This window comes from Clostridium sp. UBA1056, from assembly GCA_002316385.1.
Lineage (GTDB): Bacteria > Bacillota > Clostridia > Clostridiales > Clostridiaceae > Clostridium_J.
Window position 1 is genome coordinate 98,667 of sequence record DCDL01000004.1, and the last position, 21,091, is coordinate 119,757.

24 protein-coding genes are annotated in these 21,091 nt (G+C 31.4%); all 24 read right to left on the reverse strand.

The features are described 5' to 3' along the window. Positions 1-147: 147 nt before the first annotated feature. The 24 genes from B3W71_RS01485 to radC all read right to left on the reverse strand — a co-directional run bounded on the left by B3W71_RS01485 (position 148) and on the right by radC (position 21,086). On the reverse strand, positions 148-1,047 hold the full coding sequence (locus B3W71_RS01485; RefSeq protein ID WP_346887165.1) for an RluA family pseudouridine synthase: 900 nt from the start codon (positions 1,045-1,047) through the stop codon (positions 148-150). 66 nt (positions 1,048-1,113) lie between these two features. Then, on the reverse strand, positions 1,114-1,494 hold the full coding sequence (locus B3W71_RS01490) for a RidA family protein (RefSeq protein WP_346887166.1): 381 nt from the start codon (positions 1,492-1,494) through the stop codon (positions 1,114-1,116). Between the two features lie 60 nt (positions 1,495-1,554). After that, entirely contained in the window at positions 1,555-2,127 is a 573-nt protein-coding gene (gene yqeK / locus B3W71_RS01495; protein ID WP_346887167.1) for a bis(5'-nucleosyl)-tetraphosphatase (symmetrical) YqeK, read from the reverse strand. Between the two features lie 3 nt (positions 2,128-2,130). Further along, positions 2,131-2,739, reverse strand: coding sequence for a nicotinate-nucleotide adenylyltransferase (nadD, locus tag B3W71_RS01500; protein WP_346887168.1), 609 nt, complete (start codon positions 2,737-2,739; stop codon positions 2,131-2,133). A gap of 121 nt (positions 2,740-2,860) precedes the next feature. Next, positions 2,861-3,154 (reverse strand): ribosome assembly RNA-binding protein YhbY, encoded by a 294-nt coding sequence (gene yhbY / locus B3W71_RS01505; RefSeq protein ID WP_346887169.1) that lies wholly within the window; start codon positions 3,152-3,154, stop codon positions 2,861-2,863. A 21-nt stretch (positions 3,155-3,175) separates the two neighbouring features. Further along, positions 3,176-4,453 carry a GTPase ObgE gene (gene obgE, locus B3W71_RS01510; RefSeq protein ID WP_346887170.1) on the reverse strand — a complete coding sequence of 426 codons (1,278 nt, stop codon included), beginning with the start codon at positions 4,451-4,453 and terminating at the stop codon, positions 3,176-3,178. A gap of 210 nt (positions 4,454-4,663) precedes the next feature. Beyond that, positions 4,664-4,966 (reverse strand): 50S ribosomal protein L27, encoded by a 303-nt coding sequence (rpmA, locus tag B3W71_RS01515; RefSeq protein WP_147519594.1) that lies wholly within the window; start codon positions 4,964-4,966, stop codon positions 4,664-4,666. A 1-nt stretch (position 4,967) separates the two neighbouring features. Continuing rightward, on the reverse strand, positions 4,968-5,315 hold the full coding sequence (locus B3W71_RS01520; RefSeq protein WP_346887171.1) for a ribosomal-processing cysteine protease Prp: 348 nt from the start codon (positions 5,313-5,315) through the stop codon (positions 4,968-4,970). Between the two features lie 2 nt (positions 5,316-5,317). Beyond that, the gene (gene rplU / locus B3W71_RS01525) at positions 5,318-5,629 is read right to left on the reverse strand and encodes a 50S ribosomal protein L21 (RefSeq protein ID WP_346887172.1); all 312 of its coding nucleotides are present in this window, start codon (positions 5,627-5,629) and stop codon (positions 5,318-5,320) included. Between the two features lie 182 nt (positions 5,630-5,811). Next, a complete protein-coding gene (locus tag B3W71_RS01530) occupies positions 5,812-7,260 on the reverse strand; it encodes an Rne/Rng family ribonuclease (protein WP_346887173.1) in 1,449 nt (482 codons plus the stop codon). A gap of 11 nt (positions 7,261-7,271) precedes the next feature. Continuing rightward, the gene (locus B3W71_RS01535; protein ID WP_346887174.1) at positions 7,272-7,976 is read right to left on the reverse strand and encodes a TIGR03936 family radical SAM-associated protein; all 705 of its coding nucleotides are present in this window, start codon (positions 7,974-7,976) and stop codon (positions 7,272-7,274) included. Then, the gene (locus B3W71_RS01540; RefSeq protein WP_346887175.1) at positions 7,948-9,807 is read right to left on the reverse strand and encodes a TIGR03960 family B12-binding radical SAM protein; all 1,860 of its coding nucleotides are present in this window, start codon (positions 9,805-9,807) and stop codon (positions 7,948-7,950) included. Before B3W71_RS01540 ends, B3W71_RS01535 begins: the two co-directional genes overlap by 29 nt. A gap of 69 nt (positions 9,808-9,876) precedes the next feature. Next, a complete protein-coding gene (locus B3W71_RS01545; RefSeq protein ID WP_346887176.1) occupies positions 9,877-10,725 on the reverse strand; it encodes a site-2 protease family protein in 849 nt (282 codons plus the stop codon). 22 nt (positions 10,726-10,747) lie between these two features. After that, positions 10,748-11,566 carry a M23 family metallopeptidase gene (locus tag B3W71_RS01550; RefSeq protein ID WP_346887177.1) on the reverse strand — a complete coding sequence of 273 codons (819 nt, stop codon included), beginning with the start codon at positions 11,564-11,566 and terminating at the stop codon, positions 10,748-10,750. A gap of 157 nt (positions 11,567-11,723) precedes the next feature. Further along, positions 11,724-12,092 carry a methylglyoxal synthase gene (mgsA, locus tag B3W71_RS01555; protein ID WP_346887178.1) on the reverse strand — a complete coding sequence of 123 codons (369 nt, stop codon included), beginning with the start codon at positions 12,090-12,092 and terminating at the stop codon, positions 11,724-11,726. A gap of 13 nt (positions 12,093-12,105) precedes the next feature. After that, entirely contained in the window at positions 12,106-13,212 is a 1,107-nt protein-coding gene (gene rodA, locus B3W71_RS01560; RefSeq protein ID WP_346887179.1) for a rod shape-determining protein RodA, read from the reverse strand. Positions 13,213-13,287: 75 nt separating this feature from the next. Next, positions 13,288-13,557 (reverse strand): cell division topological specificity factor MinE, encoded by a 270-nt coding sequence (minE, locus tag B3W71_RS01565; RefSeq protein ID WP_346887180.1) that lies wholly within the window; start codon positions 13,555-13,557, stop codon positions 13,288-13,290. 2 nt (positions 13,558-13,559) lie between these two features. Continuing rightward, entirely contained in the window at positions 13,560-14,369 is an 810-nt protein-coding gene (minD, locus tag B3W71_RS01570; protein ID WP_346887181.1) for a septum site-determining protein MinD, read from the reverse strand. Positions 14,370-14,384: 15 nt separating this feature from the next. Next, positions 14,385-15,017 carry a septum site-determining protein MinC gene (gene minC / locus B3W71_RS01575; protein ID WP_346887182.1) on the reverse strand — a complete coding sequence of 211 codons (633 nt, stop codon included), beginning with the start codon at positions 15,015-15,017 and terminating at the stop codon, positions 14,385-14,387. Between the two features lie 160 nt (positions 15,018-15,177). Further along, positions 15,178-18,015 (reverse strand): penicillin-binding transpeptidase domain-containing protein, encoded by a 2,838-nt coding sequence (locus tag B3W71_RS01580; RefSeq protein WP_346887183.1) that lies wholly within the window; start codon positions 18,013-18,015, stop codon positions 15,178-15,180. Between the two features lie 7 nt (positions 18,016-18,022). Continuing rightward, positions 18,023-18,538: a rod shape-determining protein MreD gene (gene mreD, locus B3W71_RS01585; protein ID WP_346887184.1), complete on the reverse strand. Its 516-nt coding sequence runs from the start codon at positions 18,536-18,538 to the stop codon at positions 18,023-18,025. After that, on the reverse strand, positions 18,528-19,370 hold the full coding sequence (mreC, locus tag B3W71_RS01590) for a rod shape-determining protein MreC (protein WP_346887185.1): 843 nt from the start codon (positions 19,368-19,370) through the stop codon (positions 18,528-18,530). Before mreC ends, mreD begins: the two co-directional genes overlap by 11 nt. 2 nt (positions 19,371-19,372) lie before the next feature. Further along, on the reverse strand, positions 19,373-20,380 hold the full coding sequence (locus tag B3W71_RS01595; RefSeq protein WP_346887186.1) for a rod shape-determining protein: 1,008 nt from the start codon (positions 20,378-20,380) through the stop codon (positions 19,373-19,375). A 19-nt stretch (positions 20,381-20,399) separates the two neighbouring features. Continuing rightward, positions 20,400-21,086 (reverse strand): RadC family protein, encoded by a 687-nt coding sequence (gene radC, locus B3W71_RS01600; protein ID WP_346887187.1) that lies wholly within the window; start codon positions 21,084-21,086, stop codon positions 20,400-20,402. Between the last annotated feature and the right edge of the window lie 5 nt (positions 21,087-21,091).

The window sequence follows — 21,091 nt, forward strand, 5'->3', positions numbered from 1 at the left end:
CGCAAAATATATTACTAATCTTATATAAAATATTGAAGATGCACTTTAATATTTTATATAAGATTAGCTTATTTTGCGAAAGCCCCATTCTGAAATATAATAGTTTTAAGTATTACTGCTTCTTTGGCTAAATTTATGCTTTTATTATTACAACTCGCTGAGTTTATTTATAAGTTTTTGCATATCTTCTGGAAGGTCACTCTTAAAATTTAAGATTTTTCCCGTGCGAGGATGTGGCAAAGATAGTACATAGGCATGAAGAGCTTGACGGGATATTAGTTCTTCATCATTAAAATCACTATATAGTTGTTCTCCATATATTGGGCATCCTACATGACTTAAATGTACCCTTATTTGATGGGTTCTTCCTGTTTCTAAAAGCAATTCTACTAAAGCTCCTTCTTTATAGCTTTCTATTACTTTATAATGCGTAATACTTCTTTGGCCATCTTCTAAAACTGCTCTTTTTATGGTCTCATTAGTAGGCCTTCCTATAGGTAGATCTATAGTTCCTTCATGATTTTCAAGTTCACCATGAATTATAGCTAGATAAGATTTTTTAATTAAACTTTTCTCCATGGATTTGGCTAAATTCATATGAGAAAATTGATTTTTAGCTATCATTATAAGTCCTGATGTATCTCTATCTAATCTACTAACTAATCTTACTATAGAGTTATCATTATTACTTCTAAAATGATGAATAACTCCATTAGCTAGAGTTCCAGTTTGATGGCTTTTAGTTGGGTGAACTACCATAAAAGGAGGCTTATCAACTATTAACAAGTCATCATCTTCATAGATAACCTTTATATTTAAATCTTCACCTTCTATATCTTGGCTTTCTTCTGCATTTACAGTAACTTCAATTACATCACCTTCATGAAGCCTATAGCTAAGCTTTACCTCTTTACTATTTACCCTTAACCTTTTATTCATAGCAGAGCCACGTATAAATCTACCTGACAAATTTAAATTGTCCTTCATATAATCTCTTATTTTTATCTCATTGCCATCTTCTCCTACTTTATATGTAATAACACTCATTTGGTCACCTCTATTTATAAATTATTTAAGCCTCCTTATACTTAGGAGGCTTAATTACATGCTTAATTATTCTGCTATTGCTATTACTTCTATTTCTATTAAAGCATCTTTTGGTAATTTACCTGGCTGAACACAAGATCTTGCAGGTGGATTTGCAGTAAAATATTTTGCATATACTTCATTCATAGCTGCAAAATCATTCATATCCTTTATGAATACTAAAGTTTTTACAACTTTATCTAAAGATGTTCCTGCTTCTTCAAGAATTGCTTTAACATTTTCTAAGCACACAGCTGTAGCCTTTTGTATATCATCATTTACAAGTTCTCCAGCTTCATTAATCGATAGTTGTCCTGAAGTGTATAGTAAGTTTCCTACCTTAACCGCCTGTGAATATGGTCCTAAAGCTGCAGGCGCTTTTTCGGTGTTGATTATAATCTTCTCCATTTTTTTGCCTCCCAAAATTAAATTATTATATATTATCTAGATAATTAGTTTCTAGTAATATTAGTTTCTTTTGTTAACTAATAAATAATTTCTAGCTTTAATGGTATCTATATGTATTATTGAGCCTCTAGATAATATATACATTATGGTATCTTCAAAGGATTTTAAAAGAGCTCTATCTAAATCTTCATAAGCTAAAACCCTTAGTTCCTCTACTCCTTTAAAGTTTCTTGAAGGCTCTATGCAGTCAGCAATATACACTATTTTTTCTAATATGGACATATTTTCTCGTCCTGTAGTATGATGCTTTATTGCATTTAAAATATCTTCATCTTCTACATGAAACATTTCCTTTGAAATATATGCTCCAATTAATCCATGTAAAAGTTGAGGAGACTTATAGTATATATCAGAAATAATCACTCCATTACTCCTGGCTTTATTAATTAAATCATTGGCAGAAAAATTTTTAGCACAATCATGACAAAGCCCAGCTATTCTTCCTTTATTAGGATTTATTCCATAATGCTTTGCAAGCTCTTCACTAGTTTTCATTACACCTAGACTATGGTTATATCTCTCCTTAGTAAGATGAATTTTTATATAATCTTTTATCCTATTTTCCTGCCACATATATTACACCTTATTTCTATATAAATTGTATTTGTTAATTACCTTATCCACGCCTTGAGGAAGAAGATAATTAACTATTTTATCTTCTGAAATCTTCTTCTTTATTTCTGTAGATGATATATCTAGAAGAGACATTTCTAATAAAACTATTTTCTTACCATACTCTTGCTCTAAATCCATTTTCATCTTTAATACATCATCCATAGTATATCCTGTTCTAGAAAATACAGCTAAAGTGCAGTTATCTAATATAATATTAATATTTTTCCATTGTCTTAATGTCATTAGACTATCTACTCCAACTAAAAAATACCACTGTGTATCTGGCTCTATGTGATTAAAATTCATTAGAGTATTATAGGTATAACTTAAACTGTCACTTTTTATCTCAAAATCACTTATGGAGAACTTTTCTTCCCCTTCTATAGCCTGAGAAACCATTTCATATCTAATCTTCTCTTCTGTTACTATCCTAGCTCTTTTATGAGGTGGACGCCCATTTGGCATAAATATAACTTCATCTAGATTTAGATTATACAGTGCTTCATATGCTATATGAATATGCCCTATGTGTATAGGATCAAATGTTCCTCCAAAAATTGCTTTTTTCATGCTATTACCTCTTTAAATCATAATACCATATATGAAGTATTTTACCAACTGAAAAAATGAATCACCTTTAAAAGTTACATATATTTAAAATTATTAAAAGTATATTAAATATATGTAATTTTTACTTAGGAAGCTCTATTTTAGGATTTTTCTTAGATTTACGATATATGACTAGTTTGTTTCCTATAGCTTGAATCCCTTCACATCCTAATTCCTCACATAGAATCTCTGAAGCTTCTCTTGCTGTAATTCCACTATTATTTAAAGTTTTTATCTTAATTATCTCTCTAGATTCTAAGGCTTGATCTATTTGCTTAATAAAATTTTCTTCTATGCCACCTTTTCCAACTTGGAATATAGGTACTAATTGATTTCCAAGAGATCTTAGATAGCTTCTTTGTTTTGTTGTTATCATTTTATATATTTCCCCCTACTTTTATAATAAGAATTCAAATTCAAAGTCATTTAATCTTACTAATTCACCATCTTGTATTCCCATTTCTTTTAACTCATCTATAATTCCTTTATTTCTTAGAACCTTATGGAAATATCTTAGTGAATCTGGGTCATTTATATTTACACTAGTTAATAGTCTATCTACGAAGGAACCTGTAATTTCAAATATCCCCTCTTCAATTTCATTTATTTCATAAGTAAATCTCTTCTCTTCAGGAATAAATCTATCTTTTTCTGAAATTTCTAGTTCTTTAACTGGAATTGTGCTAAGCATTTCAGCAGCAGCCTTTATAAGCTCATCTACACCTTCATTAGTAGCTGCAGATATCTTATATACTTTGTCATAACCCATAGCCTTCAATTCATTTTTGAAGTTTTCATAAATTTCTTCGTCATATAGCATATCAGATTTATTTGCTGCAATTATTTGAGGTCTATCCCATAGCTTTATACTATATTTCTTAAGCTCTTCATTAATTCTCTTAAAGTCTTCTATAGGATTTCTTCCTTCTACTCCTGAGATATCAACTACATGAATAAGCATTCTAGTTCTTTCTATATGTCTTAAGAACTCTAAACCTAAGCCTACACCTTCTGCAGCTCCTTCTATAATACCTGGAATATCTGCAATAACGAAAGGCTCTATTCCTTTTAACGCAACTACTCCAAGGTTTGGTTTTATAGTAGTGAAATGATAGTTAGCAATCTTTGGTCTAGCCTTAGATACCATAGATAAAAGAGTAGATTTTCCAACGTTAGGGAACCCTAAAAGTCCTACATCTGCTAGAAGCTTAAGCTCTAACTTTATCCATCTCTCTTCTCCTGGCATTCCTGGCTCTGCAAAGCTTGGTGCCTGTCTTGTTGGAGTGCAAAATTTTGCATTTCCTTTTCCGCCTTTTCCACCTTTACATACTACGAACTTATCGCCAGCATGAGCTAAGTCACACATAACTTTATCTGTTTCGAAATCTTTGACTATAGTTCCCATTGGAACTTTAATTATAGTATCTTCTCCTGCTTTTCCATAACATTTAGAACCTTCACCTTTGCCCCCATTAGGAGCTACGAATTTACGGTGATAGGAGAAATCTAATAGTGTAGTCATATTGCTATCTACAACTAGTATAACGCTTCCGCCATCTCCACCATCTCCACCATCTGGTCCACCTAATGGAGCAAATTTCTCTCTTCTAAAATGAATGGAACCATTACCACCATCTCCGGACTGTACAAAAATTTTGGCTGTATCTATAAACATTGTTATTTCACCTTCCTAACAAAATATCCTTTGATATTTTTATGAATTAAATCTAAGTATCCTAGTATTATTATTTACCAAAATAATAATTTTACCTATGTTTTATTTTAAAACTATATAACACCTAGGGATGTTTTTTTATAACATAGGAATCAAAATAAATATTTATCCCTATGCCATAAAAAAGCACCCTTACGGGTGCTTTATAAACTATTCGGCTATTGCAACTTCTACATCGATTGGATAAACACTAGCTTTTTTCTTGTCTTTACCCATTCTTTCAAATCTTACAACTCCATCAACCTTAGCGAAAAGAGTGTCGTCTCCACCGATACCAACGTTTGTACCTGGGTGAATTTTTGTTCCTCTTTGTCTTACAAGGATGTTTCCTGCAAGTACAAATTGTCCGTCTGCACGTTTAACCCCTAATCTCTTAGATTCACTGTCTCTACCGTTCTTAGAGCTACCTACTCCTTTTTTGTGAGCACATAACTGAAGGTTTATTAGTAACATATCACTGCACCTCCTCTACTACAACTTTGATATATTTTCCATAACTAATTTCTAAATTCTTTAAGCCTAATAACATCGTTTCTAGTAGGACTTGTGTACTTTCTATTTCCACATGAGATAACTTAGATATATCTAAAGCTATGTTTCCTTCCTCCGCGATATATGTAGGTTTTAGCTTTAACACTTCTAACACTCCTAAGATAGTTACCTGTGCTAAATTACTTACAGAACCACAAACAACATCATCATAAACTGTTGTATTTTCTTTAACATCAAAATACTCAGCATGACCATCCACTTGGAACGATACTAGCATGCTTTTTTTTCTTATGAAATTTACTTTAATCATAATTAAGCTTCAATCTTCTCTATTATAACTTTAGTAAATGGTTGTCTATGACCTTGTTTCTTTCTGTAGTCTTTCTTTGGCTTATATTTGAAAACTATAACTTTCTTAGCTTTTCCTTGTGCTACAACTTTAGCAACAACTTTAGCTCCTTCAACTACAGGCTTTCCAATTACTAAACCATCTTCTTTTCCAACTGCTAAAACTTGATCAAATTCTACAGTTGATTCAACCTCAGCTTCAAGTTTTTCAACGAATAAAACGTCTCCCTCTTGAACTTTGTATTGCTTTCCTCCAGTAAGTAAAACTGCGTACATTAAATACACCTCCTCAATCCAGTCTCGCCATCTCAGGTATAACTTACATGAAACTCTTTAAAAAGCTATGTAAGTCAGTTTAAAAAACCTTATGTGTGCGGTCTACAAATGACATTTTAACACATAGCACAATGATTGTAAAGCAACTTATACCATTTTTATGTTTTTTATTATTTTATGTATTAAATTTTGGCAGAAAATACTTGGAGTTCTTTAATAGCTTCCATTTGACTATGAAAAATTAAAGATTCTACCTTAAAATTCTCTAGATTTTCTTGAAATCTAATAAACACATTACAATCTAACGCATCTAACTTTTCTATAAAAGTAATTATGTCACTCTTTACCTCAGGTTCATAATTTTTATTTAATTCTATATAAATATTTTTAATACCTTGTTCTAGTTTTATTTTTCTTATCTTTCCTCTTAAAATACTTAATAAGTATTCTAATGATATCTTTTCTCCTGTACCTTTGCAGTGACTACAAGGATTAAATACATAATCACATACGGATTTACCATATTTCTTTCTAGTTATCTGGACTAAATTTAATTCTGTAAAAGGATATATTTTAGTATTATTTTTATCGTCTTTAAATTCTTCTTGTAACATCTTTAAAACTTCTGTTTTATCTCCATCCGATTTCATATCTACAAAATCTATTACTATTATTCCACCTAAGTTTCTAAGTCTTATTTGCTTTACAATTTCCTTAGCAGCTTCTTTATTAGTTACTAAAATATTATTCTCTTTTGAAGAAGTTTTTATGTTCTTAGCAGTATTTACATCAACTACATTCATAGCTTCAGTACGCTCTAGTATAATGTTACCTCCACTGCTTAAGTTAATTTTATTATGTCTCAAAGCCAAAATTTCTTTTTCTATGCCATAATTATCAAATATAGATAAGGGTCCTTGATAAAATCTAAGGTGAACATTTTCTAAGTGTTTCTCTTTAATGAGATTCTCATAATAATGATAGTCTTCCTGATTATCAACTATTATCTCCGCTCCACCCTCAGTATAATTCCTTAAAACTCTGCTAAGAATTCCATTATCCTTATAAAGAGGACCAACTTTAGATGAGTAAGTAAACTTATTACATATCTCTTCATATCTATGTATTAATTCATCTATCTCTTCCTTTAAAATGTTTATATCTATATTTTCAGCCTTAGTTCTAATTACTATTCCAATATCCTTTGGCTTTGATACAGCATCCTCTATTAGCTGTTTAAATTGAGGATTTTTAATTTTTTTAGAAATTTCTATGCTTTTATGCTCTTTAGTTAATACTGCATAGGCTCCTGGTAAAGAAATCTTTCTAGTTACCTTAGGTCCCTTTTTTTCTATTTCTTCCTTAGTTATTTCTACCATGACCTCATCCCCCTTTTTAAGGGAACTTCCATGATCAGCTCCTGTTAAAGAAAGATAACAATTTTTATCATAACCTATATCTATAAAAGCTCCATGAATAGATGGAACTATGTTCTTTACTACACCTCTGTAGATATCTCCTACTTTAGGACTATAGGTTTCTTCCTCTATGAAACATTCTTTAAGATTATCACCATATTTCACTGCAATCTTTAACAATGTATTTTGTCTTTCAATGAATATTTTTTTCATGAAATCAACTCCTAATACTTAGCGAAAAACTCTTGAAGTGAAAGTAGCTCTTTCCCTTTAAAGGCATACATCTCTACTCTTTTTATATCCACAAAGGCATCTTCTTTTATTCCATTCACATGAGTCTTTATAAACTCACTTAACAAGCTTGGAGATAGATTTTCTCTGCTTCCACAGCTAAGTAGTGTCTCTATAGTTAATATGTCATCCTTCATAGAGTATTTTATATCCTTAATTAAAGGCTTAATATCTGTCTCTTTTTCTCCTGATTTGGATTTCTTTAGAATTGTCCATTGGCTTAAATCCATTACGGAATCCATATCTACCTCATCTGCATTCTTTAATTTGAGTTTTATTACATATTTAGCTGCATCTATAGTTGCCATAGCTTGCTGGTTCTTTTGACCTTCTTTTCTAGCTACCTTAGTGGCAGATAAAAATTTAATGCCAGCTACAGTGTTTTCATTTAGAGCTTTTAAAATTTCCTTTTCTTCTACCTCTTCTGTAAATACAGTATCTAAATATTCTCCTGTAGAATATACTCCTACTGATAAAGGTTGCGCTATAGATATGCTCATATGAGGATTAAATCCCTTAGAGTACTCTATAGGTAGCTTTGCTCTTCTTATAACTCTTTGTATGGTTCTCATTAAATCCAGATGAGATAAAAATTTTATATCACTTTCTTTACTGTATTTTATTAAATAACGCACCATCAAAGCACTTCCTTTCCTTAAAGCTATTGTTTATTCCACATCCTGTACATCTCTCTCTACAGTCTGGTGTTAAAACCATCTCTTTAGCCTTCTCATTTTCGCTTATTAGATACTTTTTACTTACTCCTATATCTATGAAATCCCATGGTAAAATTTCATCATAGTTTCTTTCTCTATAAGCATAGAATTCTCCATTTACTCCGCACTCTTCAAAGGCTTCTTGCCATAATTCAGATTTGAAGTATTCATTCCACCCGTCAAATCTAGCACCATTTTCAAAGGCTTTTACTAGAACATCACAAAGCCTTCTATCTCCTCTTGCAAAAACTGCCTCTAAATAGCTCAATTGAGATTCATGCCAGTTATAGTTAATAGCCTTACTTTTTATAGCATCTCTAAGACTTGAAATTTTCTCTCTAACCTCAGGCACTTGATTCATTGGAGCCCATTGGAAAGGTGTAAATGGCTTTGGTACTAATATAGAAGTACTTACTGTAACTCTTAGCCCTCTCTTCCTTACGTTCTTAGGTACATGGAAATATTCCTCTACAACTTTTTCAGCTAAATGAGCAATTCCTTCCACATCTTCTACTGTTTCATAAGGAAGCCCTATAACAAAGTATAGTTTTATTGTAGACCAACCCGATTCAAAGGCATTTCTAGCTGATCTTAGTAAATCCTCTTCTGTTACACCCTTGTTTATTACATCTCTCATTCTTTGAGTTCCAGCCTCTGGAGCAAAGGTTAATCCTGTTTTTCTTACCTTTTGTATTTCTTTTATTAAATCTACAGAAAAAGCATCTATTCTAATAGATGGTATAGATACTCCAATTTTATCTTCTCCATATTTTTCAATTAAAGAAAAAATTAAGTTTTGAATGTTAGAGTAGTCACAGATACTTAGAGAACTTAAGGAAATTTCTTCATAACCAGTGTTCTTTACAAGAACATCGATTTCTTCCATAAGCTTTTCTGTAGTTTTTTCTCTAACTGGTCTATATATCATTCCAGCTTGGCAGAATCTACAACCTCTTGTGCAACCTCTAAAAGTTTCTATAACTATTCTATCATGAATAATTTCTGTATACGGAACTATAAACTTATCTGGAAAATTGTTAGCATTAAAATCTGCAACTATTCTCTTTTGCACAGTTTTAGGCACATCTTCATACTTTGGAACCATTTCCTTAATAGTTCCATCCTCGTTATAATTTACATCATAAAGAGATGGCACATATACTCCTTGAAGCTTTGAAATAGCTCTTAGGTATTCAGCCTTTGGTTTATCCTTCATTTCTTTATATAAATCTAAAACTTCATGGGTAACCTGTTCTCCTTCTCCTAATATAAAGACATCAGCTATATCATATAGTGGTTCTGGATTGTAAGCACAAGGGCCTCCCATCATGATGATAGGATATTCCTCTCCTCTTTTTGAAGCCCTAACTGGTATATTACACATATCTAACATATTTAAGATGTTAGTATAGCTCATTTCATACTGAAGAGTGAATCCTAAAATATCAAATTCACTAAGGGAATCCTTTGTCTCAAGGGTTCCTAGTGGAATGTTATTTTCTCTTAGAAGCTTTTCCATATCTGGCCAAGGAGCAAAGCATCTTTCGCAGAATGTATCCTCTCTCTCATTCATAAGATGATATAGTATTTTTGTTCCTAAGTGGGACATAGCCACTTCATAAACGTCTGGGAAGCAAAAGGCATATCTAATATTTACACTATTTTTATCTTTATTATATGAGTTTAATTCTCCACCTATATATCTAGCCGGCTTTTCAACTCTGCACAGAATATCATCTGAAATTTTATTCATTGTGTATCCTCCTTAAGTTAATTCAATTAATCATTTTATCATAAGCATGTAATATTTCAAGTAACTATACTATTTTTCATAGCTTTCTAGGAGTTCTTCAAGAGTTATATTCCCTAATTCTTTAATTCCATTTAATATATCCTCCTCATATAAAACTCCTATCATATTCATTTCGTCATCTAGCACAGTAAATACATTATACTTGTTTTTATCTATTAATTCTATTAGTTGCAATATATTTATTTTATAGTAAACAGAAATACTTTTATTTTCTAAGTATCCCCTACCTATGAGTTTTTCCTTTTTTTTGATAATATATCCCATTATTATATAAGCTATCCTCCTTTTTTCCCTATAGGAAATTATTAATATAAATACAGAAAAGAAGGCAAAATCTAAAACTAGCCACCCCATGCACAAACCCATTAAAAAGATTGCTCCAAATATATATCCTATTACTATACTTATATTTAGCGCAATCTTATTAGCTTTTTTAAATATGAATTTAATATTTAAAACGTCTCTTAATATACGACCTCCATCTAGTGGAAATGCCGGCACAAGATTAAATACGCCTATAACTAAATTATAGTTAGCAAATTCAATAAAACTAGAATTTGAAAAGTATCTTCCAAAAAAATAACTAGCTAAAGCAATTAAAAAATTTCCTAGAGGTCCACTTAAAGATATGATAATATCCTCCTTAGGACTTGCCTCCTCTAAATCCTTCAATTTTAATACAGTACCAATAGGTAATATGTCTATAGAAAAACCTGAATAACCTAATATTCTAGCCGTTATTAAATGTATTGTTTCATGAATAATTATGATTATAAAACCTAAAATGAGCTCACTTTTAAATCCTACAATCAATATTAAAATTATATAGGGTATTAAGTATTTGCTTATTCGTATCAATGATTTCCCCCTAATAATCTTGCTATAACATAGTTTCAAAATTGAAGCATTTCTCTGGGCTTAATATATTCCCCATATAAAATACTTCTATACCTAATGTGCTATCTTCATTTCCATTGATTTTGCCAAGGATTTCCCCTGTATCCACAGTATCTCCAATTTTAATTTCACTTTCACTTAAACCAAAATATTTTATTTCAACACCATCACCATAGTCTATTGTTAAAGTAACTTCTTTTCCTCCAGTAAAGTTTTTAACCTTTCCTGGAAAAGATGCCTTTATAACACTTTCACTGGTTAAATCTACTAAAAGCCTGTTATCTTTCACAGTAATTTGATTTTTATCTGTTATAGAAACTGGAGCTACATAATTTTCCTTTATATAAGTTTCTTTCTTTTCTTCAAAATTAACTATAGACTTCATTTCATTAAAGACCTCAGTTATATTTTCACTTTTAAATAGCTGTTCTATATTTTCCTTTCTAAATGCTTGGACTATATTTTCCTTAGTTATGTTTTTCTCATTTAATAAGCCATTATTTATTATTGCTATACCCTTGTCATATACCTTATTAACATATCCTCCTGGATAGGTTCTAGATACAAATAATCCAACTAAAAGAATAGCTACTACTATACATTGAATAGTAAATATATTGACAAAACCCTTGCCTATAACATTAAGATAAATAGGGAAGGTACTTCTTCTTTTACTGTTTACTTTATATTGACTAGAGTTAGTACTATTTCCACTATATTTTGTAGATTTATATTCGCTAATACCGGATTGCCTTTTCATATTAGAATAATACTTTTGATAATATTCATTATAAATTCCCATGCAATATCCTCCCATAATTTACTACGACTAATTTATATATATTAAAAATATTTAACTTTATGAGGGGTATTAGAATTTATTTTATAAAAAAATAAACTTCAGCGGATATAAAAATTTCCTCTGAAGCTTAGTTTAACTCAATAATTAATATAATTTACTATCTATTTTTTAAAGCCTTCATAAACACTTCTGCAGTCCCTAAATTAGTTGCAAGAGGTATGCAGTGTACATCTGAAAGTCTTATAAGAGCTGTTACATCTGGTTCATGTGGCTGTGCTGTAAGTGGATCCCTTAAAAAAATTATCATATCCATATTTCCTTCTGCCAGTCTTGCGCCTATTTGTTGGTCACCACCTAAGGGGCCTGATAAAAATCTATATATAGGAAGTCCAACTATTTCATTAATTAGCTTTCCAGTAGTCCCAGTAGCATAAAGCTCATGGTCCTTTAGTATATCCTTATATCTTTTAGCAAAATCAATGATGTCATCCTTCTTTTTATCATGTGCAACCAATGCAACTCTCACTTATAAATCACTCCTAAAAATTAATTTTATTTTTTCTCATACCTATATTTAAAGCTAATCCCAAAGATATAAAATAAGTTAACATAGAACTTCCACCATAACTGACAAAAGGTAATGTTATCCCTGATATAGGAAGTAATCCTATGGTCATTCCTATATTTTGTATTATTGAAAATAGTATAGATGCCACTACACCTGTCACTATAATACCTCCAGCTATATCTTTTGAGTCTTTTGCTATATTTATAAGTTTATATAACAATATACCATATAGTGTCATAAGTATTAGGGCTCCAACTAATCCCCACTCTTCACCAATTACAGCAAAGATAAAATCTGTATGATTTTCTGGTACAAGCTTATATTGCTTTCCCTTCATAAATCCCATACCAAATATTCCACCAGAACCTATAGCTATTTTAGATTGAATTAGCTGTAACCCCACTGTCTCTTTGAAATCTTCCGGGCGAAAAACAGCTGAAAACCTTGATTTCCAATAGAAGGGCATAATAGAAGAATTCCAAATTCCTACAACTGCCAATACCACTGCAGTAAGTCCTCCAACTATAACTTTCCAATTTAAGTTTGCCACAACTACAATACCCAACATTATAAAAAATGAAACCATAGTAAGTCCCATATCTGGCTGTATTACAATTAGTATCATTGGAATTGCAGCATAAAGAAGTACTTTAGAAAATGCTTTTATATTATTTATATCACCTTCAGCATCCTCTATAACCTTGGCTACCATAAGGATCATACCAATTTTTGCAAACTCTCCAGGTTGAATTGATCTAGAACCTAATTTAATCCAAGCATTTGCTCCATTTATCGCTTTTCCCGTTATATCATTTATAAGTAGAAGTATAACAGCTGCCCAATATATAACAGGTGCATAATTTAAAAGTTGTACATAATCTAATGTTAATATGAAGTATACTGTTACTAAGCCTACGATAAGCCAACAAAATTGAAGCTTGGCAGCACTGGGCCCAGCAGCAGAATAAATATTAACTATACCAAAAGCTACAATCAAAATTACTACAATTAAAATACTAAAATCAAGTTTTTTAATTAACTTACCATTTATCTTTAAATTCTCTATTAACTTATTCATTTGCATCTTCCTCCATATATGTTCCTATTATAACATAACAATGAAAAAAAGCTATGAAAAACATAGCTTTATTCTTTATCTTGTCTTAACTTTTTTAATAGGTATACTTGCAACTAGAGCTGGTGAACTCCCATCATATTCATCACTAGTTGTTATTCTTACTTCAATTTCTTCTCCACTATCAATTTCTGCATAATTAGATATAGTCTTAAGTAACTCCACTTTAATATTTTCTAAAAAATCTGGTGAAACAGTAGCTCTATCATGGACTAGAATAAGTTTTAATCTATCTGCAGCAATATCCTTTGAAGATACTTTGCTTGAAAAAATTTTAAACAAGTCCATACCTAATTTCTACCTCCTCCAAATAATTTTTTTATTGCACTTATAAATCCTTTTTGCCCATGTATTTCATTAAAATCTAGGAATGGAACTTCTTCTCCTAAAATTCTTTTCCCAATATTTTTAAAGGCTTGCCCAGCATAAGCAGAGCTGTCTAGTACTATAGGTTCTCCCTTATTAGTAGATATAGTAACCTTTCTATCATCTGGCACTACCCCTATAACCTTAATTGCTAAACATTCCTTTATATCTTCTATAGTTAGCATATCACCATTTTTAGCCATATCAAAGTTCATTCTATTAACTATGAGCTCCTGTCTTTCTATCCCCTTTGCATCTAGCTTCCCAATAACTCTATCTGCATCTCTAACAGATGTAATTTCAGGATTTACAACAACAATTGCCCAGTCCGCTCCTACAATAGCATTTTCAAAACCCTGTTCAATACCAGCAGGACAATCTAATATTACATAATCAAACTCTTGTTTCAGTTCTGTTACAATTCTTACCATCTCATTAATATCTACATCATTTTTGTCCCTAGTTTGCGCTGTAGGAAGAAGAAATAAATTATTAAATCTCTTATCTTTTATAAGTGCTTGCTTTAATCTACATTTTTCTTCAATAACGTCAAGCAGTGTAAATACTACTCTATTTTCAAGTCCCATTAAAACATCTAAATTTCTTAGTCCTGTATCTCCATCAATAACAACTACTTTCTTATCCATAGATGCTAAAGCTGTCCCTATATTTGCTGTAGTCGTAGTCTTTCCTACTCCACCTTTCCCAGATGTTATAACTATAGCCTCTCCCATTTACAATACCTCCGATTAAATATATTTATTTATTAAATACGGTTCTACAACAATGCTACCATTTTTGATTTTTGCTAATTCCGGATATCTAGGTTTATCCATGTCTTCTGGAGATCTGGTAATCACATCGGCAATTTGCATTATTTGTGGTGTTAATACAAATGCTGCAATTATAGCACTACTGTTACCATTAAATCCAGCATATACATTTCCTTTAACAGAACCTAGAACTATTATATTTCCTGCGGCATACACTTCTGCTCCAGAATTTATGTCACCTACAATAACTAGATTTCCTGAATATTCAAACCTTTGACCACTTCTTATAGTTTTTCTAACAAATTTAGTTTTTCCTTCATGTATGCCATTAAAGACCTTTTTACTACTATCATCTAAATCTATAAAAGAACAATCCTTTATCATAAATTCTGATGATAAAAAATCTCTTATCTCCCTTAAATCTCTAGCTTCTAATCGCCCCATATCCACAGTTATCTTAATGGAGGCACCCTTATAGAATCTTCTACCCTTTCGAAGCTTTACTCTCAGAGCTTCAATTAAGCTTTCTATAGAGTTAAAGAGTTTAATATTTACAACTAAGTTAAGTCCATCTTTCTCGCCTTTAAATTTTATACCATCATCTTGCATATGCAACCTCCACATATCGAGATATTTTTATTATTTCAACATCTGTAAGTGAAATTCCTTCTTTATATCAGTAAAAAATAAAGTTTTTTGTTGTGATGTTGATCCTATAACAATATTATTTCAAAAAAATAACAAATGGAAACCCCATTTGTTATTTTTATTATTTATATTTAAATTGATAATTAGGATTAATCTTTAATATTTCTTCCTTAAAATAAGCTTCAAACATTGCCTTGGCAATACTTCCATCACCGTGAGCAGCATCGAATATTATAGAACAAACTATAATTTCTGGATTATCGTAAGGTGCAAAACCTACATAGAGGGATGCAGCATCCCTTCCAATGGATTCTTGGATATTAACATTTACTATGTTTGAAGTACCAGTTTTACCCCCTGTAAGTATAGGAAAATCCTTAAATATAGATGAAGATGTACCATTCTCTCCTGTAGTAACGTTTCCCATACCCTCTTTAATGATTTCAATGTTTTTCTTGTCAAAATTAGATTTACTTGTAATCTTTGGATCTATATCTTCTATAACTTCTTTAGTCTCACTATCAATGATTTTATCAACTAGCTTTAACTCATATCTCTCCCCTCCATTTAAAAGAGTAGCAATATAGCTAGCTAATTGTAATGGGGTAAATTGATTCATCCCTTGACCTATAGACGCATCATAGGCATTAGCAGCAGAATTCATTACTGTGACACCATCATTTATACCGTTATACATTGCACGGACAATATTTTCTATATCTTCTTTGGAGTATCCTAATGCCTTTATCTGTTCATTAGTATTAATGATATCTTCAACTAAGGGTTTCAATAATTCCACAATATGATCAAGATTAGGATATTCCCCTTTTCTAATTTCTTCTCTAATGGTATTCACTAAAACCTTTTTCTTAGAATTAGTAAGCTCTATTTGCTCTGCCTCTTTCCCACTACCACTGACATCTTGTTGAGTAATATCAAAAGGCTTATAGTGAGCTGATGGATTTACTGAACTAATTCCTTTTTTTAAATAATCAGCCAGTTGCTCTATATATTCATTGGATTTAATCTTTTTGCTTGACTCATAATTATATACTTGACCAAAGTTCTCTTCGATTTCTATACCTGTTGTCAAATCTTCTAATTTACTGCCTGGAGGTAACCCTAAACCTAATTGCCAGCCATATTTTGCTATTAAATCTAAAGCCTGTGGATTTACGCCACCTTTAACATATAATCTATCTGCCACATCGTAGAAGAAATAGTTACAAGAAACCTCTAATGCTTCCTTAACATCAGTATCTCCATGAGAACCACCATACATATTATATCTCCAACAAGCTCCTTGGTAATCAGAATATCTCTTATTGTAATACCCATTATCATATACTGTGGTATCTTCAGTGATAACACCTTCCTCTAGTCCTGCAAGGGCAGTAACTGGTTTAAAGGTAGACCCTGGCGGAACTAGTGATAATGTTGCATAATTATAGAAAGGTTTAGGAAATATATCATATCTATCTACTCTTGTAGTACTCCCTGGTGTACTTTTATCTATAGGAAACATTCTATCTAGCACTAGTTGCTTTCTTTCCTCTAAACTTAAAGTTGCAAGTTCTTGCTCCGTTAAAATACCATCTTTTTTTGCGATATTTGCAAGTCCTCTTTTTTCAATATAAGCTTTTCCCATAGCCTCTAAATCTGGATTGAAATACTTCTGTGACAATTCTGGAGTTAGCTTTCCTGGCATTGTAAATATATTGGGGTCAAAGCCTGGCCTACTAGCAAGGGCCAATACTTCTCCTTGCATATTTATGGCTACTGCTGCACCTCTAGTGGCGTTAGTACTATCTCCTTGATAGGTTTTTCCAGCCTTTTGAAGATTATCCATTACATCATCTAATGCTTTTTCTGCAGCTCTTTGCACATCCATATCAATATTTAATTGTATGGTTTTTCCTGGATAAGCCTCTACCTGTCCTAAGCTTCTAACCCTACGACCCTGCTTATTAACTTCTATACTTTCTTGTCCCTTACTTCCTTTTAAATACTCTTCATAGGCTGCTTCTATTCCAGCTTTTCCTACGTCATCAGTACTTATATCATAACCCTTTTCTTTATATTTTTCTTGCTCCCAAGGGTTAATTTGAGACATATACCCTAAGAATGCTGAGCCTAAATCCCCATTAGGATAAGACCTTATAGGTTGTGTATCTACGATTATCCCTGGCATATCAGGTTGTAGTTGTTGAAATACAAATGCAGTTTCTTGATCTAATGTGTTAGCAATAACTACTGAACTATGCTCTGAAAAACGTTGCATGTTAATGGCATCCTTTACTAATAAAAATCTTCTTTCTTCTTGAAGGATTAGTTCATAGTATTTATCTACACCATAATCTTTTTCGAGAGTTCTATATACCTCTTCTGCGGAAAGTTCTAACAACAAATCATCTACATGCTTTTTTTGATCATCTGTTAGCTCAGAAATTTTCTTTCCTTCTCCATATTCTTTCGCTATTACTTTTTCTTCAAATCCCCTATCTTTTTTAAACCTAAGTTCAAGCCACTTTCTGCTCTCCTCATCGGTGGCTTTAAAGTTAAACTCTAATTTTCCTTCATTATTTATAATTATAGGAAATTCATCTACAATAGGAATCTGCTTTTCATCTAATATTTCAAAGACTTTAGACATAGTTTTAAAAAAGTATTTTTTACTTTCCTCTGTTTCACTAAACTGTAAAACATAATTTTGTACACTTTCAGCAAAAACATTGCCATTCCTATCTACAATATTACCTCTCGCTGCCGCTACAGATACATTTTTATATTTGTTATTGTTAGCCTTCGCTCTATTATCATCTACCTCCACTACCTGCAAATAAAGTAATCGCCCAGTAATACTAATAAAAATAACAGCCATGGCTATATAAAACAAATTATATCTTGAAAAATCTTTTTTATTTTTTTTACCTTTTACTATTTTTCTATTTTTTTTCATACTTCCTTTAGAATCTCCATTCCTTTTTTATAGTTTTGGTTTCACTAAACTTAAGTATAATCCTATATATTAATAAAGCTATTACCATCTCATAAATAGCTTTATATATGATTAAGTGCATAAAGTTATTACTAGATTTTATTAGTATCAATATTACAAAAATAGTAATACTCTTTAGTAAACTTAGTATGAATGTTGAAAAAATAGGTACAATGGCTTTCTCTTTAAAAATTCCTTTACCAATTCTAGCTGCTATTAAACAAATTAACATGTTAATTAACATGTTAATTCCTATAACTCCTGGAAAATAAATATCTTGAAGGGCTCCTGTTATAACACCAATAATTACGCCCTCATTATATCCATTAATAATTGAATAGCATACTATAAATACAAAAAGAACACTTGGATATATATTTTTTATAGCAAAAAAAGGGGCAATAGCATTATCAAAAATAAAAAGAGTAATGATTATTAAAAATAGATAGATTATTTTTTTTATCGTAGTATTACTATTTACCATCTCTTTTTTCCTTTTCCACTATAATTACAATTTGATCTACCTTATTAAAATCTACTGCTGGTTTTACAACTGCACTCTTTGTAACCTTTGCTCTATCCTCATAAACTTCCAGCACTTCTCCTATTTTAATACCCTTAGGATATATTCCTCCTAGTCCAGAAGTTAGTATAGTGTCCCCTTTTTTAATTTCTGATTCAAGGGAAAGGCCCGTAATTTCTACAAGGAACTTATCTTCATTTCCCTTATAGCCCTTTACAATACCATTACTTTCTTCAGTACTCGATACATATCCTGCTACAGCCATATTTTCATTGCAAATAGATTGTACTATACTCCAATCGCTACCAACGCTAGTTACTTGGCCGACTAATCTCTCTCCTTGTATAGCAATCATACCTTTTTCTATTCCGTCTTTCTCACCTTTGTTAACTACATATCCATCTAAAAAATTATTTCCAGCTAAACCTTGAATATCTGCACCTAAATATTCATATTGATTATTGGCATCAGTAAACTTTAACATATCCCTAAGTCTATCATTTTCTTTTGTTAAAATTTCATTTTGAGTAGCATTAAATTTTAGCTCTTCATTTTCTTTTTTTAAAGCTTCATTTTCACTTTTTATATTTCCTATATTAAGTATAAAACTAAAAGAATTTTTAATTTTACTACTTACTTTATAAACAACTCCCTGAACAGAGTTTATAGCACTTCCTACACCATTTTCCACCACAGACATCTTATCTTTTTGAACCGAATAACCAATTAACCCCAAAAAGCATACTGACAGTAGTATAACTATTACTGCCAGCTTTTTTTTGAACATCTTCATTTTTATCTTCTACTCATAATATCTACATTATCTAATGCTTTTCCAGCTCCTACAGCTACACAATCTAATGGTATTTCTGCTATATTTACTGGCATATGGGTTTCATTGGCTATTAGTTCGTCTAATCCTTTTAATAGGGCTCCTCCACCTGTAAGCATTATACCTTTATCCATAATATCCGCTGCAAGTTCTGGTGGTGTTTTTTCTAAAGTTGTTTTTATAGCATCTATGATAGAGCATACAGGCTCTTCCAATGCCTCTCTTACTTCTTCTTCTCTAATTTCTACTACTTTAGGAAGTCCACTTATAAGGTCTCTTCCTCTAATTTGCATATTTTCTCTTGTCTCTCCTAGGTCATAAGCAGAACCTAATTCTATTTTTATATTTTCTGCAGTTCTTTCACCTATCATAAGATTATACTGTTTCTTTATGTATGCTATAATTGCTTGATCTAATTCATCACCAGCAACTCTTAAAGACATACTAGTAACTATACCACCTAAAGATATAATTGCTACTTCTGTAGTACCGCCTCCAATATCTACAACCATGCTTCCTGTAGGCTCATTAACAGGTAATCCAGCTCCTATAGCTGCTGCCATAGGTTCTTCCATTAAATAAGCTTCCCTAGCTCCAGCACTCTTAGTTGCTTCATATATAGCTCTCTTTTCAACTTCAGTTACTCCTGAAGGGAAACAAACTACAATTCTTGGACTTTTAAATGAATTTTTAGCTCCTACTTTCTCAATGAAGTGTCTAAGCATTTTCTCAGTTACATCAAAATCTGCTATTACTCCATCTCTCATAGGTCTTATAGCTACAATATTTCCTGGTGTTCTACCTATCATATTTTTAGCTTCATTACCTACAGCTAAAACTTTTCCTGTATTTTTATTTATAGCAACAACGGAAGGTTCTCTAAGTACTATACCCTTTCCTTTAATATATACTAACGTGTTTGCAGTTCCTAAATCTATTCCCATATCTCTTGATTTTCCGAATAAACCCATAAAAAACTCTCCTCTCAATCTATATAATACCTTTTTCTTTTAAGCTTATATAAGCTTCGTTACCAATAATAACATGATCTAATACTTCTATGCCTAGTAATGTTCCACATTCCCTTAGTCTTTTAGTTATCAGTATATCTTCTTTACTAGGGGTTGGATCACCTGATGGATGATTATGACATAATATCACAGATGCACTACTAAGTTTTATAGCCTCTATAAAGACTTCCCGTGGATGAACAATGGAACTATTTAAATTTCCTATTGAAATATCCTTAACCGATATAATTATGTTTTTAGTATTCAACATAATTAGTTTGAAATATTCTTTCTTTAAATTTTTCATTTGTCCCATCATATAAATAGACACATCTTTGGGGCTATTTACTGCATACTCTGTGCCCGATTTAAAGGAATTAAATCTAGTGGCTAGCTCTGCAAGAGCTAAAATTTGAGTAGCTTTAGCCTCCCCTATTCCTTTTACTTGCTTTAAGCCACTAATACTGGAGCCTGAAATTCCATTTATACCTCCACAATGGGATAATAACCTATCACATAAATTCAAAACGCTCTCTTCCTTTGTTCCAGTCCTAAGTATAAGGGCCAAAAGTTCAGAATTAGATAGATATTCTGCTCCATATCTTAATATTTTTTCCCTAGGTCTTTCATTTTTAGGTAAATCTTTAATTTTTAATTTGTAGTTCATAAACT

What these genes read in the sequence shown, in the direction of transcription:
- B3W71_RS01550 (WP_346887177.1), bottom strand. Translation starts at nt 11,566, where the DNA reads ATGGGAATTTATAATGAATATTATCAAAAGTATTATTCTAATATGAAA.
- B3W71_RS01485 (WP_346887165.1), bottom strand. Translation starts at nt 1,047, where the DNA reads ATGAGTGTTATTACATATAAAGTAGGAGAAGATGGCAATGAGATAAAA.
- mreC (WP_346887185.1), bottom strand. Translation starts at nt 19,370, where the DNA reads ATGAAGATGTTCAAAAAAAAGCTGGCAGTAATAGTTATACTACTGTCA.
- rodA (WP_346887179.1), bottom strand. Translation starts at nt 13,212, where the DNA reads ATGAATAAGTTAATAGAGAATTTAAAGATAAATGGTAAGTTAATTAAA.
- B3W71_RS01520 (WP_346887171.1), bottom strand. Translation starts at nt 5,315, where the DNA reads ATGATTAAAGTAAATTTCATAAGAAAAAAAAGCATGCTAGTATCGTTC.
- minC (WP_346887182.1), bottom strand. Translation starts at nt 15,017, where the DNA reads ATGCAAGATGATGGTATAAAATTTAAAGGCGAGAAAGATGGACTTAAC.
- minE (WP_346887180.1), bottom strand. Translation starts at nt 13,557, where the DNA reads ATGGACTTGTTTAAAATTTTTTCAAGCAAAGTATCTTCAAAGGATATT.
- B3W71_RS01540 (WP_346887175.1), bottom strand. Translation starts at nt 9,807, where the DNA reads ATGAATAAAATTTCAGATGATATTCTGTGCAGAGTTGAAAAGCCGGCT.
- B3W71_RS01595 (WP_346887186.1), bottom strand. Translation starts at nt 20,380, where the DNA reads ATGGGTTTATTCGGAAAATCAAGAGATATGGGAATAGATTTAGGAACT.
- B3W71_RS01580 (WP_346887183.1), bottom strand. Translation starts at nt 18,015, where the DNA reads ATGAAAAAAAATAGAAAAATAGTAAAAGGTAAAAAAAATAAAAAAGAT.
- nadD (WP_346887168.1), bottom strand. Translation starts at nt 2,739, where the DNA reads ATGAAAAAAGCAATTTTTGGAGGAACATTTGATCCTATACACATAGGG.
- radC (WP_346887187.1), bottom strand. Translation starts at nt 21,086, where the DNA reads ATGAACTACAAATTAAAAATTAAAGATTTACCTAAAAATGAAAGACCT.
- rpmA (WP_147519594.1), bottom strand. Translation starts at nt 4,966, where the DNA reads ATGTTACTAATAAACCTTCAGTTATGTGCTCACAAAAAAGGAGTAGGT.
- obgE (WP_346887170.1), bottom strand. Translation starts at nt 4,453, where the DNA reads ATGTTTATAGATACAGCCAAAATTTTTGTACAGTCCGGAGATGGTGGT.
- yqeK (WP_346887167.1), bottom strand. Translation starts at nt 2,127, where the DNA reads ATGTGGCAGGAAAATAGGATAAAAGATTATATAAAAATTCATCTTACT.
- mreD (WP_346887184.1), bottom strand. Translation starts at nt 18,538, where the DNA reads ATGGTAAATAGTAATACTACGATAAAAAAAATAATCTATCTATTTTTA.
- minD (WP_346887181.1), bottom strand. Translation starts at nt 14,369, where the DNA reads ATGGGAGAGGCTATAGTTATAACATCTGGGAAAGGTGGAGTAGGAAAG.
- B3W71_RS01530 (WP_346887173.1), bottom strand. Translation starts at nt 7,260, where the DNA reads ATGAAAAAAATATTCATTGAAAGACAAAATACATTGTTAAAGATTGCA.
- yhbY (WP_346887169.1), bottom strand. Translation starts at nt 3,154, where the DNA reads ATGATAACAACAAAACAAAGAAGCTATCTAAGATCTCTTGGAAATCAA.
- B3W71_RS01490 (WP_346887166.1), bottom strand. Translation starts at nt 1,494, where the DNA reads ATGGAGAAGATTATAATCAACACCGAAAAAGCGCCTGCAGCTTTAGGA.
- B3W71_RS01535 (WP_346887174.1), bottom strand. Translation starts at nt 7,976, where the DNA reads ATGGTGCGTTATTTAATAAAATACAGTAAAGAAAGTGATATAAAATTT.
- rplU (WP_346887172.1), bottom strand. Translation starts at nt 5,629, where the DNA reads ATGTACGCAGTTTTACTTACTGGAGGAAAGCAATACAAAGTTCAAGAG.